The sequence below is a fragment of the Aerococcus sp. 150760013-2 genome (genome assembly GCF_053627715.1).
On sequence record NZ_JBSEYI010000013.1, the window covers coordinates 1 to 15,829 of the forward strand.

Genomic DNA, 15,829 nt, shown 5'->3' on the forward strand with positions numbered 1-15,829 from the left:
CGAAATTAAATACACGTCCCAAAAAATGTTTGAATTGGAAAACACCTTATGAAATCTTTTATAAAACTGTGTTGCACTTAATTTGACAAATTAAGGGTAAAAAGGTGTATCGTTTCTTAGTTGTTTTTATCATTCATTCAATGGTTAAAGACTTTCTTTGCATCCTTTCCAGAACATTAGGTGGCTGATTACAGTTTAGACTAATGTGAGGAAGTAGCATCGTGTGAAAGAAAGGATTGAATACAATGATGAATAACAGAGATAAATTAGGTTACTTTGAACTAGCTAGTAAACCTATTTTAGAAATAAAAGAAGTGTTTAAAGTAAAAGCAGACGGTTTTAAAGAAAACGAAGCAAATCAAATTAGAACTGAATACGGCGATAATGGAATAGATTATGGTACAGAGAAAAGTTTATGGCGCTATATCTTTGAGGCTTATTTCACGCCATTTACACTCGTATTATTAAGTTTAGCTTTGATTTCATTTTTAACAGACTATGTATTTGTAGAAGCTGCTGAACGGGAAATTCTAGGACCAATTATTATTGTGGTGTTAATTATCTTAAGTGGTACCATGTCTTTGATTCAAACTATCCGTTCAAATCAATCTGTAGAAGCATTAGAATCTATGGTCGAAGTGACATCGGCAGTTAAGAGGGAAGGTCAGTACCAAGAAATTAGAACGGAAGATATCGTAATCGGTGACTCAGTTCGGTTAAAAGCTGGGGATATGATTCCAGCGGATATTCGTTTACTAAACAGTAAAGATTTATTCGTATCTCAGACTTCATTAACAGGTGAAAGTCACCCTGTTGAGAAACGCGCACTGGATGAAATAGAGGAACCTACTACTGAAACAGATTATGCTACCCTAGTATTTACTGGAAGTGAAGTAGTGAGCGGTGTCGGTGAAGGTGTGGTGGTAAGAACCGGGAATAATACATTATTCGGTGGTATTGCGGATGCCTTTGCCAATGAACCTATCAAAACAAGTTTTGATGAAGGTATTGAAAAGACGTCACTATTATTAATTCGCTTTATGGGTTTGATGGCAGTGATTGTGATCCTCATTAACGGTTTAACAAAAGGTGATTGGTTACAAGCTTTACTATTTGGTATTTCCATTGCGGTAGGTTTAACGCCTGAAATGTTACCAATGATTGTGACAACAAACCTAGTTAAGGGTGCTAAAGATATGAAAAAAGAGGGTACGATTGTACGGAACCTTCAAGGTATACAAAACTTTGGTGCTATTGACGTATTAGTGACAGATAAAACGGGTACCTTAACACAAGATAATATTGTGCTGCAACACCATCTAAATATTGATGGGGAAGAAAGTGAACGTGTATTACGCCATGCTTATTTAAATAGCTATTATCAAACTGGTTTAGGTAACCTTATGGATAAAGCGATTATTCAAGCAGGTGAAGATGAATTAGCATGTGAAAAACTCGCTTATACAAAAGTAGATGAAATTCCTTTTGACTTCGAGCGTAGAAGACTGAGTGTAGTGGTTGAAGACCAAGCGGGTAAAACGCAAATGATCACTAAGGGTGCGATCGAAGAAATGTTGGCTGTATCATCTTACGTGGACTATGCGAGTGAAATACTTGAGTTGACAGACCAAGTGCGAGAAAAAGTATTAGCTCAAGTTGCTAAATTAAATAGCCAAGGATTACGTGTACTAGGCGTTGCCCAAAAAACAAACCCTAGTCCTGTAGATGCTTTCTCAGTAAAAAATGAAAGTGAAATGGTGCTTATTGGGTATTTAGCCTTCCTAGATCCACCAAAACCATCGACTAAGGCAGCTATTAAAGCTTTAAATGATCATGCAGTTAATGTGAAAATTATGACAGGTGATAACGAACTAGTGACGGTATCTGTAGCTGAGCAAGTAGGTATTCCTACAGATCACATTATTTCAGGTGATCAATTAGTGGATAAAACAGATCAAGAGCTAGGAGAAATTGCTGAAAAACACAGCTTATTTGTAAAATTAAATCCAACGCAAAAATCAACTTTAGTGACGATTCTAAGAGAAAATGGTCATGTGGTAGGCTTCCTAGGTGACGGGATTAATGATTCGCCAGCACTAAGAGCAGCTGATGTGGGCATTTCTGTGGATAACGCAGTGGATATTGCTAAAGAATCAGCAGATATCATTTTGCTAGAAAAAGACTTAATGATTCTTGAAAAAGGGATTCTAGCAGGACGAAAAGTATTTGGTAATACCATGAAGTATATCAAAGCGACTACTTCATCTAACTTTGGGAATGTATTCTCAGTACTGATTGCTAGTATCTTCTTACCATTCTTACCAATGCTACCTATTCAATTGCTGTTCTTAGGTTTAATTTATGAAATTGCGTCAATGTCATTACCATGGGACGATATAGATAAAGAATATTTATACCTACCTAAAAAGTGGGCAGCTTCTTCCATTCAAAAATTTATGGTATGGTTTGGTCCAACAAGTTCCATTTTTGATGTCACGACATTTATCGTTACATTTTTCCTTATAGCACCAAGTATTGCTGGTGGACAATTTGTAAACTTAAACGAAGGTCAACAAGATTTATTTATCGCGATCTTTCAATCTAGTTGGTTTGTGCTTTCCTTATGGACACAAACGCTTGTTTTGTATACTTTACGCACACCAAAAATCCCATTTATTCAAAGTCGACCATCAAAAGTAGTACTTTCAATTACAGGTATTGGTATCTTAATCGGTTCATTTGCACCTTATACAGGTTTAGGTCACGCACTTGGCTTAGCTGCATTACCAAGCCATTTCTGGGGGTTATTAGCCGTAACAGTCGTTTTGTATTTGATATTAGTACAAATCGTGAAACATATCTATGTGAAACGACATGGCGAATTACTATAATGGCAGCTATTGATATTTGGAAAATAGCAAGAAAAAAGAGAGCGGCTGCTCTCTTTTTTGTGTCAATTTTATAAAGCTACCTGAGCAAAACCAAGGTGTGCTCTTTTTTCGATGGCTTTGGTAATTTGATAGGCAATTTCAAAGTCAATCATTCCATGGATCAAGGTACCGATACCGACTAAAACAATTAAAGTATACATGAAACCATCTGATGGTGGGACTACGCCAGCCGTAGTCAAAGCATATACAATCGCCACTTCGCCAAGACCGTGGATGGTGTTGATCACGCAGTTAAAGGCTGTTCTTGAGCCAATTTTTACCAGGGTATTTGGTGCTTTTTTTAGGTAATAAGCGCCTAAAGTTGCGAAAATTAAGTGGGTAAGGGCACGAGCCACGATAATGATTGGGAAACCTGCCATTAGAAAACCGATAGTAGTGCCGACTGCGACAATAGCTGCTGTTGAAGGCTTTCTAAACATGGACATGTCAACAGGGACATGAGAACCTAAGGTAAAAGAGGCAGGTCCAATGACGACTTTAAAGGGCATAATTAATGGGATAAAGATCCCAATAGCGGTAAGTAAACCAGTGATAGTTAAATTTTGTGTGCGCTTAGACACTTGATTCCTTTGCATGATAATTTCCTCCCAAATTTGTTGAGTTAATCATACGCAAAATATCTTTAGGTGTCAAGACAGGTGTAAAGACTGACGAGGAAGATAATCCAAACTTTGAAAGTGTAAACTAAATACTTTCGTCTAATAAAATGCCAACAGCTTTTAAGTCGGCTTTAATGGCTTCAAATGTGGCTTCATCAGACGTTGTAATAGTGTGCAGGTGGATGCCGTTGGTTAAAGAAGACAGCATTGTGCCGGCTGATTTATCCATGGCTGCATGGAAGTCTTGAATATCGCTTGCATGCTTAATTTGTAGTCTGGCTTTAATTAACCCGTAATAAGGGTGGTCTACCTCGACATTTTCAACGTAACCGCCATGGTTGACGATTATAGTTAATTCCTCAATAGCTTGGTCAGCTAAATGTTGGCAGACGATTTTGCCTCGGTAGCGACTTTCATCCACGCTTGTTGCCTTATCGGCTAAGAGATAACCTTGGTTACTGGCAATGATGTCATGGTGACTCGCCCGCAAAATAGCGACATCCCCGACAATGATTTGGCGGCTTACACCAAATTCTTTGGCAAGGCTAGTCGCTTTCAGGGGCGTTGTGGCTTGGTTCAAGGTTTGAATCAGTAAGTCTCGTCGTTGGGTTGCTTTCATGGTGGGGCCTCCTTTAGATCTTTCGTTGATTATAGCATAGGTTTTCATCTGGCTACTAACAAGCTGGAGTTACGCACTCTTCCGGTAAGGGATAATCTCGATACCTTTGAAAGCCGGGAAATTAATGATAAAATGATAAGGAGAATTTACCGAGACCAATATAGAGATAGATAAGGGAGATTATTATTATGGCAAAAGTAGAAAGTTTTACATTAGATCATGATGCAGTAAAAGCACCGTATGTGCGTGTTGCAGGTGCTGAGACAGGTGCGTTGGGGGACAAATTAAGCAAGTTTGATATCCGCTTTGTGCAACCAAACCAAGATTCCATTCCAACAAGTGCCATTCATACTTTAGAGCACTTATTGGCGGCTTATACGCGCGATTATTTAGAAGGGGTTATCGATATCTCACCAATGGGTTGTCGTACTGGCTTCTACATGATTGTTTGGGGAACACCATCAGTTGAGGAAGTGGCAACAGCCATGACAAAAGTATTGAATGATGTCTTAGCGGCTAAATGGTCAGATGTGCAAGGGACAGAACGCGTTGAATGTGGTAACTTCCGTGATCATTCACTATGGGGTGCGCAACAGTATGCAAAAGACGTTTTAGAAGCAGGGTTCTCAGTAGATCCATTCGAGCGTAAAGTCTTTAATTAGGGAGGTTTCTATGGATAAACAAGAGAAAATTAAAATTCTACAAGATGTCATCCAATTAGAAACACCAAACGGTAATGAAGAAATTGTCGCCCTATATTACAAGAACTTACTTGAAGCACATGGTATCGAATCGGAATTGATTCAATATGCGGATGGTCGTGTTAACTTGGTAGCAGAATTAAAAGGTCAAGAAGATGGGAAGATTTTAGCCGTATCAGGCCATATGGATGTGGTAGATGCTGGAAATCCTGACTTATGGACATACCCACCATATGGTGCTGAAATTCATGATGGTGTAATGTACGGTCGTGGGACAACTGATATGAAAGCTGGTTTAACGGCTTTAATTATCGCCATGATCGAATTAAAAGAATCAGGCCAAGTCTTTAGTGGGACAGTTCGTTTACTAGCTTGTGTTGGAGAAGAAATCGGTATGCTTGGGTCTAAACAATTAACTGACCTAGGTTATACAGAGGATATTGACGGCATGATTATCGCCGAACCATCTACTCCTTACTACAACACCAAACACAAGGGATCAATCCAATATCAAGTCATCGCCCACGGACGTGCTGCCCATTCCTCTACACCGGAAAAAGGGGTTAACACCATTCAGCTGATTAACGATTTTATCAACAAGACCAATGTCAAGATTGATGAAGCGGCTACGACAGCTGAAAACGACATGTTAGGTAAAATGTTGAATGTCTTCACCATGATTGAAGGGGGCAACCAAATCAACTCAGTCCCTGAATATACAGTCCTATCAGGAAATGCACGGACAATTCCTGAAGTAGGCAATGACGTTGTGGTTGGCATTTTCAATGACGTGATTGAAGATATTAACGCTAACGGTCAAGGTATGTTAGAATTGAACTTGTTACAAAACAACCAATATGCAGATGGAGATAATGATTCTGGATTAGTAGATTTAATTAAGGTAGAAGATCCACAAGCGGAAAACCGCGGGTTAAGTGGTGCAACTGACGGGTCTAACTTTACCAATGTAGATAACAAATTTGACTTTGTTATTTATGGACCAGGTAGGATTGATAGCGCTCATACCTTAGACGAATCTATTGAAGTGGACCAATACTTGGACTTCATCGATAAGTATGTGAACATATATAAAGGATACTTGAAGTAATCCTTTGGCTTTAAGTCTAAAATTCACTTAGATTATGAACCAAGAAAATTGAATTTGGTAACAGAATGGGTAAGCATAATGACACCTGTTTTGGCGATAAGATTGATACACTCATTTATTTGATGGGTTAAGAAAAACATTATAAAAAATATTTGATTAGTAACGCTGGCACTTGGGTGTTGGCGTTTTGTTGTTTTCTCAAGTATTTCAAGGGTATACATGGTAAAATGGTGGAGACAATGAAAAAGGATGATGATAAATATGAAACAAAAATATACAACGCCGATTCAAAAGAACGAATCTTTTGAGGGGACAATTGAAGACCTTACTTTCCAAGGATTAGGTGTGGTTAAAGTGGATGGTTATCCACTATTCGTAGAGGATGCTTTACCAGGTGAAGTGGGGACAATTAAGGCCATTTCTGTGGGTAAAAAGTTTGGCTATGGAAAAATGATGGAGCGAACAGTGGATTCACCGGACCGGGTAGACATTGTGGATAAGGTATCAAGCCAAGTGGGTACAATGCCACTGCAACATATGACTTATGAATCCCAACTTGCTTTTAAACAAAAACAAGTAGAGAATGCTTTTAGTCGTTTTGGTCTAGCTAAAGGGCGTAAAGTACTGCCTACTATAAGTTCTGAAAATACATTTAAATACCGTAATAAAGCACAAATTCCTATCGGTACTGATAATGAAGGGAAATTGTATTCAGGCTTTTACCGGAAAAATACACATGAGATTATCCCTGTGGAAGATTTTAAAGTCCAATTGCCAGGCATTGATGAAGCTATCGCAAAAATTGTAGATATCTTTAATAAACATGAGTTGAAAGGCTACGACGAAGTTAAACATTCAGGATTAGTACGTAATATTGTGATCCGTAAGGGTTACTATACAAACCAGATGATGGTCATTATTGTAATTAACGGAAAAGATCTACCGAATGAAGACCAAATTGTAAATGAAATTGTTGAAAAAGTACCAGAAGTTGTGTCTATTGTCTTGAGTTCGAATACTAAACAAACAAATGTCGTAATGTCAGGTAAACAACGTGTGCTATATGGTGTGGATAAATACGAGGATAAGATGTTTGATTTCACCTTCGATATTTCAAGTCGGTCATTCTTCCAAATTAATACACCTCAAGCTGAAAAGTTATATCAATTAGCGATTGATGCGGCTGATCTAACAGGTGAAGAAACAGTAGTAGACGCCTACTGTGGTATTGGTACAATTACCATGGCATTAGCTAAAAAAGCCAAACAAGTATATGGGGTAGAAGCTGTGTCTGATGCGGTTAAAATGGCCAAGAATAATGCAGCTTTAAACTATATTGATAACGTCCATTTTGAAACAGGACAAGCTGAAACGGTAATGGGTGAATGGGTCAAAGCGGGCGTTCAACCGGACGTCGTTGTTGTAGACCCACCACGTAAAGGCTTAGATGATACTTTCATCGAATCAACAATTGAAGCTAACCCAGAAAAGATTGTCTATGTTTCGTGCAATCCAACAACTATGGCACGAGACATCGCAAAATTCGTAGAAGCAGGCTATGACTTCGAGCAAGTTCAACCATTAGATATGTTCCCACAAACTTGGCATGTTGAGACAGTGACACTACTTGAGAAGAAACGTTAGTTTCGCAGAAGTAGATCTCCTACCCATGCACGTATTTTCCAAGAAGGCAAGCAAAATGAGCAAACTGAGTGGCCGAAACATTGTATGTTTAACGGTATAATTCATGAGGGAACAAAGCGACTTCAGAAACGTTGGTTTAGAAAGCATATGAGTCACGTGAAAAAAATATGAAAGTTGGATGTTTTATATGAAGCAATTTATTAAACATTCTCCCTTGGCTTTGGCCAAGTTGATGTGTTTGTGTGAAAACCACCAATTCTAATAAACATATTGAAAGGGGAGGCTTATGGAAATAATTATATCTTCAATGTTAGTTTTTATCTCTACGTCCATCGATTATTTGGTTGTTTTAACGATTCTTTTCTCTACCATGAATACGGGTAAACAACGATCAATTTATATTGGCCAATATATTGGAACGGGGTTGCTCGTTGGCTTTAGTCTCATTGCAGCGTACTTCCTGAACTTTATTCCACAAGATTGGGTGATCGGATTACTTGGTTTACTTCCTTTGATTCTGGGGATTCGGGCTATCTTCATCGATGAAGATGTAGATGAAAAGGACTTAGAAGAAAAGATGTCGCATAGACAGTCAGAAGTTGCGAGTGTGATTGCTCTGACCATTGCCCTTGGCGGAGATAATTTGGGGATTTATATTCCTTACTTTACTGGAATGTCCTTCCAGGAAGTCATGGTTGTGATCCTTGTTTTTATCATTGGGATTTTTACCTTGTGTTATTTATCCAAACGATTAGCTTCGGTTCCTATGATTGGTGAAGTAGTTGAGCGTTACGAAAAAGTCATCGTACCAGTCGTTTTCATCGGCTTGGGTATTTTTATTCTGTTAGAGAATGGTACGATTCAACATCTTTGGTCACTGATTGCATAGAATTTTAAGCAGCTTCACGGAAAGTAGAATATACCATTAAAGTATATAAGGTTGAGCTTAGATACATATAACACAACCGGAATATGAAAGAGGCATAGAACGATGCAATATAATTAGCATCGTTTTGTGTCTCATTTTTATGTATATTTTTTAACAATTATGGATCACAGCTTTCTTATTCTCTAAATGGGAAATAAATAAGCTGATATTTTATTAATGGGTTGTACTTGAATAACTGAGACAATCGTAGATCTAATTCGAGAGAGAATAAGAAATATAGCGTATACAAAAACATTTAAGAAGAATTTTGGTAATATATGTAGGAAGAGAAAAAGGGAGGCATGATTTATGCAATATTCATATAAATATATAATATTAGGTGGCGGGATGGCTGGTGCCAATGCCGCAATGGAAATTCGTAAGTATGACCGTAAAGGGACATTGTTGATAGTCACGCAAGAAACTGACAAACCCTACTATCGTCCTCCATTAAGTAAAGAATTTTGGACAGAGCCAGACTATCCAAAAGAAACGATATATTATAATATTTCGGATGATGAATCGATTGATATCCTAACTGGGACAACTGTGAAGCAAATTAATGCCGATCAACAAACGATTGAGATTGAGAGTGGAGAAATCTATCAATACGAAAAATTGCTTTATTCACTGGGTGGCGCTCCAAAGTGGATTGATGGGCTGGAGAGCGAGCGTGTCCTAGCTTTAAGAAACTTAAAAGATTACCGAAACCTCCGAAAATTAGCCAAACCTGGGAGCAAGGTCATTATCGTTGGAGGAGGCTGGGTTGGGGCAGAACTTGCAGCAGGTCTAAAGCTGAATGATATGGATGTGACGCTTGTTTTTCCTAATGAAGTATTAAATGAAAAACGACTACCAAGAATGCTTGCTAAAGAATTTCAACAGTGCTTTGTAGATATTGGCGTTTCTTTGATAAACAATACTTATGCTAATAGTTACAGTGTAGCAGACGATCAGGTGAGTCTTACATTAGAGAATGGCGCTGTATTGGAAGCGGATATTCTTGTTTTAGGAATTGGATTAAAGCCAAATGTTGAATTAGCAGAAGCAGCTGGGTTAGAAGTGGGTAATGGCGTCATTGCTGACAAGTATTTGCAAACTTCCAACAAACATATCTATGCAGCAGGAGATGTGTTGAATTATCCAGATGTAATCATAGGACGTAATCGTTTTGAACATGAAGAGCAAGCGGAGTATTCTGGGAAAGTAGCGGGACGAAACATGACGGGCGCTGAAGAAGTTTATAATCATGGTGCACCACTCTCTTATACGAATGTCTTAGATATTTCAATTGAAGGTGTCGGTGAAATGAGTCGCAACCGTGATGATGCGATTATTGAAGAAGTTGCCGGAGGTTATATTGTATATTATCTTTTTAAAGGCAAACCATCTGGAATTTTAACATATAATGTGAAAGTTGATATGGATAAGGCCCGTGAAATTCTTGTTAACCCACCGAAAAAATTAGATGAGCTAACGAAGATGTTGAAGCCTATTTAATTGATTTGTTGATTACTAGATAGCTTCAGAATTGAAAAAGATGATAAAGAGGAATATTTTATGGAAAAATTTTCAGATAAAGTATTATCATATTTAAATAAAAACAAAGGTAAAGAGTTCTATATTTATTGTTTAGTTGATATTAGGAACGATAAGGATGAGATATTCTACATCGGTAAAGGGAAAGGCCAACGAGTCTTTAATCATGAGAAAGCTGCCTTTAATAAAAAATTAGAACTGCTATTAGAAAGTGAAGATAAAACTGAAGACTTAAAAATTAACAAAATCAGAGCTATTAAGGCAGAAGGATTTACGATTAACAAAGTAATTTTAAATTACTGGTTATCAGAACGAGAAGCGTTCGCGAGCGAAAACACTTTAATAAATTTATTTAACATTTTTTCGCCTCGAAACCTAACAAATAAAGTAAATGGTCATGGGCAATGGTGCGAGTATCGTTAGCAACGATTCTAAACACCCTCTGGTATTCTTTGATAATGGATTGCCAGATGTGTCAATAAGTAATAGTTTAAGAATCTTGGGTTTTACTTACAAGGAGTTTTTCACAAATAGCCTGAATAATATCCAGGTGAATGAAATAAAGGAAAAACTAAAGTACCTTTTAACTTATGGATCAGTTGTTGCTGGCCCAATAGATATGGGATATTTAACGTATAACCCTAACTCAATTAATCTAAGTGGTGTTGACCATTTTGTATCAATTTATGATGTGGACGAAGAGTTCGTTTATTTACATGATCCTGCCGGTTATCCATGTATGAAAATAGTATTCAAAGAATTTATTGAAGCTTGGAAAGCTAATTTGATAGATTACAAACGCGGTTCGTTTTCAATGTGGGGTAAGTTCAAAAAAGTTAAAACTCCCAACTCTGAAAAAATATTTCATGAAGTATCCTTAATAATGAAAAAGCGATACCAAAAAGGTGAAAACAATGTTATAGAAAAATTCGCCCATGCAGTAAGAGATAATGGACTGAATCAAGAACAAAAACAAATTCTTCAGTTTTTTAGTTTTCGATTGGCTTCTGCCAGAAATTTGTATATAAGTAAGTTCTTGAAAAGTCACGATTCAAATAAATCAAAAATTAAAGAACAATTGGCTGAATTATTTGGACAAGCACACTTATCTACACTTAAAGAAGATTATTTTAATTTAGCACATACACTTGAAGAAATTGCTCAACTTGATGAAGAATTTAAGGCATTATGTTTACAAATTGAAGGAGAAGATTAGTATGGATAATAACATGAAAATTGATATAGGGACTTTACAAAGAGTCGTCATAGATAAAATGAACTTATTTTATATGGAGGTACCAAATAACCCTGAGAGCCAAAAAAAAGCCTGGCCATTATTTGAAGCACATTTCCTTTCCTTAACCGGCAGAAAAATGTTTGGTTTAGATTATGATGAAAATAAAGTATATAGAGTTTGTTCCGTAGTCCTTGAAAGTGATCGAGATGATACATATGGTTTAAACCAATTTGAGTTTGAGGGCGGAAATTATTTAAGGTTAAGACTTAAATATGATGTGCCCGAACTTTATGAGAAGATTAGCCCTGCATATGATTTTCTTTTCAGTCAATATGGGGGTCATATTAATTGGTCACTTCCAATGATAGAACACTATAAATCTAAGAATATTTTAGATATAATGATTCCTATTAATGAATGATGAAATTAACTAATGTTATATAGTCGAAATATTAATTTAATTCGATATTTTTCACCTTAAATACAGTGAAGCAGTATGTTTATTAACAAAAATTTTCAGCGGCGCAATTAACAATTAGTTCTGCCAATAAACGAATCCGAAGAAGCTAAGCATATTGGAGTGAGCTGAGTGGCTAAAGTCGTGAAGTTTTGATGTTAATAAATATATAAAAATTGCTTGAAGTAATAATTACACAATTCGTGAGTTTTGAGATAGAGCAGAAACTTGGAAACGTAGTTAAGACTCAAAATTAAGAGAGACATTTTGTTATGCTGGGTGCTGCAAAACTAAATGTCTCTTTCATTCTTTAATAAGAATGTATCTTTGTTCTAAATTAGATTGAAATGGGTATCGGATTTGGATTAAAGAATGCTGCAAGAGACAAATCTGGTAAGGCTTATGAGCAAGCACCAAAAATCAATTTATTTTTGTGATTTAGTCGATATGTTTCCTGTCTGCAATAATGTAAATATTTATCCTACTATGAAACAGACTCGACTATATTGTGCACAGATTGTCGGATAGAAAAACGCACCCTTTGATAATGTTGATGATGAAAGGAGGTTGTTCAATGGATTCTTTAAGAAGTATGAATAATGCATTGGCATATATTGAAGAGCACTTAACAGAGGAAATTGACTATAGTGAAGTATCTAAAATTGCTTACTGTTCAGAGTATCATTTTAAGCGGATGTTTTCATTTTTATCAGGCATAGGTTTATCAGAATATATTCGAAGAAGAAGATTAACGCTGGCTGCTCTTGATTTGAAAGATACAAATTTGAGAATAATTGATGTAGCCGTCAAATATGGCTATAATTCGGCTGATTCATTTTCCCGTGCTTTTCATTCCCTGCATGGTATTCTCCCTTCTGAGGCAAGGAGTGAGAATACACAATTAAAAGCTTATCCACGAATGACCTTTCAATTATCAATTAAAGGAGGATGCGAAATGAACTATCGTATTGTTGAGAAAGAGTCGTTTAAGTTAGTAGGATTTAAGAAGAGAGTCCCAATTATTTTTGAAGGTGTCAATCAAGAGATTGCACAAATGACCGAATTTTTAACACCGGAGGTTATTAAACAATTAAAAGCAATCTCAAATGTAGAACCAATGGGTATTATTAGTGCTTCCACTAATTTTTCAGAAGGAAGAATGGAAGAAAAGGGCGAGTTGGATCATTACATCGGGGTAGCAATTTCAGGTGATGAAATAGCAGAATTTGATGTATTAAAAATTGATGCTTGTACCTGGGCAGTATTTGAATCGATTGGACCATTCCCAGAGACACTTCAAAATGTATGGGGTAGAATATACTCAGAGTGGTTTCCGTCTTCAAGTTATAAGTTATTAGACTATGTCAATTGGTGGAACCACCTTCGGTTGCACGGTACACTTGGCTACGAGACACCGGTTGGTTACCGTAACCAGAAATTGGCGCAGCGAATCCTTGATAATGAGCTCGGATGTGCGAACGCTAGCGAGGCAGTCTAACTTTAACTGTTAGCTCCTGCCGAAGATCGTCACATCCGAGGAGGCTCATTGTCAAGGACAATCGGAATAGCATACGGAAAGAAGTTCTGCACCTTATAAAATTTTTCAAAAAAACTGTTGCCATTTCATTATTTAAGTTGTCATTTATTTATAGTATTGTCAGCCTCCTCGTTTACTAAGATTACTACAGCTCCCGCATTAATTTCTTTATTAAAAGAGAATAGTGGCTTTGTTTCCGTCTGTGTGGAACCTGTGAAGTCACATGCTTCTTTCTTTTGATCCATTTTTACAAAAATCCCTTTAACTTTTTCCCATATAGAATCTTCAATATCTTTCTTTGTACGAGAGTGTATAGTTACATCTGCATCTACTATGTCACTAAAATTACCATATATAACTGCGTTTGCTATAACCGTTATATCAGAAGAGGAAAAACCTTGATTCTTAAGCCGCTCAATAACAAGGCTAGCATCTTCCGACGTTGCATAAAGTCCTTCTATAACTTCTCCCATAAGGTCCCCCTCAATACGTAGTAAACTTAACAAGTGAAATATGGATTCTTATATACAGCAGCGCTCTTTTTTGGAGAATTTGATAGAATTAATTTCTATTTTCGTCAGTAAAGAAGCCCTGCAGTGCAAAGGCATCATCACGTGGCTGGTAACTGATGGCTGTCCCTGCCTGTGAAATGTCTAGACGCGGGAATCTATTATTCGACAACCCATTAACCAATAAAAACGGTTCAGTCAGCGTAACCCTGATAGCGCATTCAACTAGGTGGCAAAGGTCTCGCGGGGAAAGGTATTCGGACAGCCCGGATTCATCAACAATCGGGTCATGAAGGTTTTCATTGAAATTACCAATACGAATGCCAATTGATTCTTGCCCTTCTATAAAGGCGAAATAGCTGGCAAGGCTTTCTTGGTAGACTTTTGAGACACCGTACAGATCTCCTGGCCGGACTGGATCATCGACAGACACTTGCACATTTTTCGGATAGGCATTTACAGCATGAATAGAGCTTGCAAAGATAATCCGCTTAACGAAGTTCTCGTTCTTTGAGGCTTCTTTGAATAAATAGTAAGGCATCTTGTAATTCATTTCAATCAATGAATCATCAAACGCAGCATTGGGGGAAGGATTACCCGCTAAGTGGATAACATAGTCGATTCCTTCTAATAGACCCTCCCAATTTTCGCTAACGGTCAAGTCGAGCTCTTTGACGATAGTGCCCTTCAAAAGCTCCGGTCTAACGTCATAGAAATTGTTATCCACCAAAGTCAACTCGTAACTCTTTTTAAGATGGTTTACTAAGACTTTGCCTATGTTACCGCTTGCGCCGGTGATCATAATCTTGTCCATGGTGTAACCTCCTTGTTTTTAATAGAACAAACATCGCAGTTATTCACATGAATTACTTTTCTCTAACTTTATGAAACCTCTCAGAAAAAGTCAAAAGATAACCTTTGCAAGGGCGATAGTATAGCTAAAAAAAATAAGGTTATACTTAGCGGATTATAATTTTTAGAAACTGACTCGCAATGCACTGATTTTTACCGACTACGCATGAGTTATTTTATGAGATTTCTAACAGCTATTCGCCGACTTGTCTATCCCCATCTCGGTCATCCATGTACGGATACAACCAATGATCACTATAAATGGGCATAGCGTACCCTGCATTTTTTGCTTCTTGGATCGTGACTTGGCCATTGCCGTTCGTATCTACAGCAGATACATCTCCTCCAGCAGTCTCGGTGGGTGCAGCGAATGTTGCTATTCCGGAACTGCCAGAAGGTGAGCTGTCTTCTCTTGTTAGCCCTTGTGCTGCGTTGTATTCATCTGGGTTAATATTTTGGAATTCATCTACTACTTGGTACCCATTAATCGTTTATGCGTATTTATAAGAACTTGGAACCTGTGTAGTTGTATCTGGATAGGTAATGATAGCCTCAAAATTAGTAGCCCCACCTGCTTGCACAATGTTTCGTTCCATATAAGCCTGATCCCCGTGACGGTTCAGCACACTGTCTTGTGGAGTAATATTATAGGCATTGGACACACCTCCTAAGGAGTCGGCGATGACGTGCCCTTGATCAAGATTTGAATTCTCTGTACCCGAAACGTTTGCTTCGTCATCGTAATAGCGTCCGTTGGAATTAACCGGTTCAGTGGCATCATCTTGCAAAATGATTTCTGCTGCAACAACCCGAACCAATTGCCCAAATTCATTTGTGTAGGCCCAATATTCCCTGTCACCAAAACCGATATCCTGACAATTCCCCTCCATATACTTCGATTAATGCATAGCCATCAAAAGATACCGACGGTTGGGGTTCGGCACTTTCAGAAGCATCTGAAGGAACTACCGACTCTGAATATACTTCTTCATTTTCTTTACTTTCTTTCGTATCGGTAACCACAGAAGCCACCTCAACGCTAGATTTGATAGAACTGGACGCCCTTATTTCTTCTGTTACTGCTTCGGTTGCACGGTACACTTGGCTACGAGACACCGGTTGGTTACCGTAACCAGAAATTGGCGCAG

Annotated in this window: 15 protein-coding genes and 2 pseudogenes; 11 read left to right on the forward strand and 6 right to left on the reverse strand. The window is 37.6% G+C overall.

Translation table 11 applies throughout. The annotated features are described in order from the left end of the window. Nucleotides 1-245: 245 nt before the first annotated feature. Entirely contained in the window at nt 246-2,891 is a 2,646-nt protein-coding gene (mgtA, locus tag ACUW85_RS07675; protein ID WP_149314823.1) for a magnesium-translocating P-type ATPase, read from the forward strand. Nucleotides 2,892-2,959: 68 nt separating this feature from the next. Here the strand turns inward: mgtA and ACUW85_RS07680 are convergent, their stop codons facing one another. Beyond that, nucleotides 2,960-3,526, reverse strand: a complete 567-nt coding sequence (locus tag ACUW85_RS07680) for a hypothetical protein (RefSeq protein WP_149314824.1) — start codon at nt 3,524-3,526, stop codon at nt 2,960-2,962. A gap of 109 nt (nt 3,527-3,635) precedes the next feature. Then, nucleotides 3,636-4,169 carry a transcription repressor NadR gene (locus ACUW85_RS07685; RefSeq protein WP_259345339.1) on the reverse strand — a complete coding sequence of 178 codons (534 nt, stop codon included), beginning with the start codon at nt 4,167-4,169 and terminating at the stop codon, nt 3,636-3,638. A gap of 188 nt (nt 4,170-4,357) precedes the next feature. Here ACUW85_RS07685 and ACUW85_RS07690 point away from each other — a divergent pair, with 188 nt between their 5' ends. The 10 genes and pseudogenes from ACUW85_RS07690 to ACUW85_RS07735 form a co-directional block, all read left to right on the forward strand. Then, the gene (locus tag ACUW85_RS07690) at nt 4,358-4,831 is read left to right on the forward strand and encodes an S-ribosylhomocysteine lyase (RefSeq protein ID WP_048728807.1); all 474 of its coding nucleotides are present in this window, start codon (nt 4,358-4,360) and stop codon (nt 4,829-4,831) included. Nucleotides 4,832-4,841: 10 nt separating this feature from the next. Further along, on the forward strand, nt 4,842-5,978 hold the full coding sequence (locus tag ACUW85_RS07695; RefSeq protein WP_149314826.1) for an ArgE/DapE family deacylase: 1,137 nt from the start codon (nt 4,842-4,844) through the stop codon (nt 5,976-5,978). Nucleotides 5,979-6,239: 261 nt separating this feature from the next. Beyond that, entirely contained in the window at nt 6,240-7,622 is a 1,383-nt protein-coding gene (gene rlmD, locus ACUW85_RS07700; protein WP_220456889.1) for a 23S rRNA (uracil(1939)-C(5))-methyltransferase RlmD, read from the forward strand. A gap of 286 nt (nt 7,623-7,908) precedes the next feature. Continuing rightward, entirely contained in the window at nt 7,909-8,511 is a 603-nt protein-coding gene (locus ACUW85_RS07705) for a CadD family cadmium resistance transporter (protein ID WP_149315371.1), read from the forward strand. Between the two features lie 348 nt (nt 8,512-8,859). After that, a complete protein-coding gene (locus ACUW85_RS07710) occupies nt 8,860-10,050 on the forward strand; it encodes an NAD(P)/FAD-dependent oxidoreductase (RefSeq protein WP_149315370.1) in 1,191 nt (396 codons plus the stop codon). 60 nt (nt 10,051-10,110) lie between these two features. After that, nucleotides 10,111-10,512, forward strand: coding sequence for a GIY-YIG nuclease family protein (locus ACUW85_RS07715; RefSeq protein ID WP_149315369.1), 402 nt, complete (start codon nt 10,111-10,113; stop codon nt 10,510-10,512). Next, the gene (locus tag ACUW85_RS07720) at nt 10,487-11,305 is read left to right on the forward strand and encodes a cysteine peptidase family C39 domain-containing protein (RefSeq protein ID WP_149315368.1); all 819 of its coding nucleotides are present in this window, start codon (nt 10,487-10,489) and stop codon (nt 11,303-11,305) included. The genes ACUW85_RS07715 and ACUW85_RS07720 overlap by 26 nt, the downstream gene beginning before the upstream one ends. 1 nt (nt 11,306) lies before the next feature. After that, nucleotides 11,307-11,747: a hypothetical protein gene (locus ACUW85_RS07725; protein ID WP_149315367.1), complete on the forward strand. Its 441-nt coding sequence runs from the start codon at nt 11,307-11,309 to the stop codon at nt 11,745-11,747. Between the two features lie 628 nt (nt 11,748-12,375). Further along, nucleotides 12,376-13,125, forward strand: a pseudogene (locus ACUW85_RS07730) (AraC family transcriptional regulator); the annotation flags it as partial. Between the two features lie 6 nt (nt 13,126-13,131). After that, nucleotides 13,132-13,281 (forward strand): annotated as a pseudogene (locus ACUW85_RS07735) (IS3 family transposase); the annotation flags it as partial. A gap of 140 nt (nt 13,282-13,421) precedes the next feature. Here the strand turns inward: ACUW85_RS07735 and ACUW85_RS07740 are convergent. From ACUW85_RS07740 to ACUW85_RS07755, 4 genes are all read right to left on the reverse strand, one after another. Further along, complete coding sequence (locus tag ACUW85_RS07740) at nt 13,422-13,793, reverse strand: general stress protein (protein WP_182023086.1); 372 nt, start codon at nt 13,791-13,793, stop codon at nt 13,422-13,424. A gap of 88 nt (nt 13,794-13,881) precedes the next feature. Beyond that, nucleotides 13,882-14,643 carry an NAD-dependent epimerase/dehydratase family protein gene (locus tag ACUW85_RS07745; protein ID WP_182023087.1) on the reverse strand — a complete coding sequence of 254 codons (762 nt, stop codon included), beginning with the start codon at nt 14,641-14,643 and terminating at the stop codon, nt 13,882-13,884. Nucleotides 14,644-15,172: 529 nt separating this feature from the next. Further along, nucleotides 15,173-15,571: a DNA/RNA non-specific endonuclease gene (locus ACUW85_RS07750; protein ID WP_259345341.1), complete on the reverse strand. Its 399-nt coding sequence runs from the start codon at nt 15,569-15,571 to the stop codon at nt 15,173-15,175. Further along, on the reverse strand, nt 15,537-15,797 hold the full coding sequence (locus tag ACUW85_RS07755) for a hypothetical protein (RefSeq protein ID WP_205713578.1): 261 nt from the start codon (nt 15,795-15,797) through the stop codon (nt 15,537-15,539). The genes ACUW85_RS07750 and ACUW85_RS07755 overlap by 35 nt, the downstream gene beginning before the upstream one ends. Nucleotides 15,798-15,829: the final 32 nt, after the last annotated feature.

Bases quoted from the DNA above. Each gene is read 5' to 3' on its own strand.
- mgtA (WP_149314823.1), top strand. From the start codon at position 246: ATGATGAATAACAGAGATAAATTAGGTTACTTTGAACTAGCTAGTAAA.
- ACUW85_RS07680 (WP_149314824.1), bottom strand. From the start codon at position 3,526: ATGCAAAGGAATCAAGTGTCTAAGCGCACACAAAATTTAACTATCACT.
- ACUW85_RS07685 (WP_259345339.1), bottom strand. From the start codon at position 4,169: ATGAAAGCAACCCAACGACGAGACTTACTGATTCAAACCTTGAACCAA.
- ACUW85_RS07690 (WP_048728807.1), top strand. From the start codon at position 4,358: ATGGCAAAAGTAGAAAGTTTTACATTAGATCATGATGCAGTAAAAGCA.
- ACUW85_RS07695 (WP_149314826.1), top strand. From the start codon at position 4,842: ATGGATAAACAAGAGAAAATTAAAATTCTACAAGATGTCATCCAATTA.
- rlmD (WP_220456889.1), top strand. From the start codon at position 6,240: ATGAAACAAAAATATACAACGCCGATTCAAAAGAACGAATCTTTTGAG.
- ACUW85_RS07705 (WP_149315371.1), top strand. From the start codon at position 7,909: ATGGAAATAATTATATCTTCAATGTTAGTTTTTATCTCTACGTCCATC.
- ACUW85_RS07710 (WP_149315370.1), top strand. From the start codon at position 8,860: ATGCAATATTCATATAAATATATAATATTAGGTGGCGGGATGGCTGGT.
- ACUW85_RS07715 (WP_149315369.1), top strand. From the start codon at position 10,111: ATGGAAAAATTTTCAGATAAAGTATTATCATATTTAAATAAAAACAAA.
- ACUW85_RS07720 (WP_149315368.1), top strand. From the start codon at position 10,487: ATGGGCAATGGTGCGAGTATCGTTAGCAACGATTCTAAACACCCTCTG.
- ACUW85_RS07725 (WP_149315367.1), top strand. From the start codon at position 11,307: ATGGATAATAACATGAAAATTGATATAGGGACTTTACAAAGAGTCGTC.
- ACUW85_RS07740 (WP_182023086.1), bottom strand. From the start codon at position 13,793: ATGGGAGAAGTTATAGAAGGACTTTATGCAACGTCGGAAGATGCTAGC.
- ACUW85_RS07745 (WP_182023087.1), bottom strand. From the start codon at position 14,643: ATGGACAAGATTATGATCACCGGCGCAAGCGGTAACATAGGCAAAGTC.
- ACUW85_RS07750 (WP_259345341.1), bottom strand. From the start codon at position 15,571: ATGGAGGGGAATTGTCAGGATATCGGTTTTGGTGACAGGGAATATTGG.